The organism is Serratia sp. LTN-2, assembly GCF_059740205.1.
Window position 1 is genome coordinate 1 of sequence record NZ_JCAXDO010000076.1, and the last position, 989, is coordinate 989.

General features: G+C 54.0%; 1 protein-coding gene. It reads left to right on the forward strand.

Annotation, left to right across the window (positions count from 1 at the left end; translation table 11 throughout):
* On the forward strand, positions 1–989 hold a 989-nt coding region (tuf, locus tag AC6BYQ_RS28410; RefSeq protein WP_025160423.1), incomplete at both ends, for an elongation factor Tu.

The following is a 989-nucleotide window of genomic DNA, read 5'->3' on the forward strand; positions in this document are numbered from 1 at the left end:
CCAGAAGAAAAAGCTCGTGGTATCACCATCAACACCTCTCACGTTGAGTATGACACCCCGACTCGTCACTACGCGCACGTTGACTGCCCAGGGCACGCCGACTACGTGAAAAACATGATCACCGGTGCTGCTCAGATGGACGGCGCGATCCTGGTTGTAGCTGCGACTGACGGCCCAATGCCTCAGACCCGTGAGCACATCCTGCTGGGTCGTCAGGTTGGCGTTCCTTTCATCATCGTATTCATGAACAAATGCGACATGGTTGATGATGAAGAGCTGCTGGAACTGGTAGAAATGGAAGTTCGCGAACTGCTGTCCGCTTACGACTTCCCAGGCGACGACCTGCCAGTAATCCGCGGTTCCGCGCTGAAAGCGCTGGAAGGCGAAGCTGAGTGGGAAGCGAAAATCATCGAACTGGCCGAAGCCCTGGACAGCTACATCCCAGAGCCAGAGCGTGCTATCGACAAGCCGTTCCTGCTGCCAATCGAAGACGTATTCTCCATCTCCGGTCGTGGTACCGTTGTTACCGGTCGTGTTGAGCGCGGTATCATCAAAGTTGGCGAAGAAGTTGAAATCGTTGGTATCAAAGACACCGTTAAGTCTACCTGTACTGGCGTTGAAATGTTCCGCAAACTGCTGGACGAAGGCCGTGCGGGTGAGAACGTAGGCGTTCTGCTGCGTGGTATCAAACGTGAAGAAATCGAACGTGGTCAGGTACTGGCTAAGCCAGGCTCTATCAAGCCGCACACCCAGTTCGAATCTGAAGTGTACATCCTGAGCAAAGATGAAGGTGGTCGTCACACTCCATTCTTCAAAGGCTACCGTCCACAGTTCTACTTCCGTACTACTGACGTGACCGGTACCATCGAACTGCCAGAAGGCGTAGAGATGGTAATGCCAGGCGACAACGTGAACATGGTTGTAACCCTGATTCACCCAATCGCGATGGACGACGGTCTGCGTTTCGCAATCCGTGAAGGCGGCCGTAC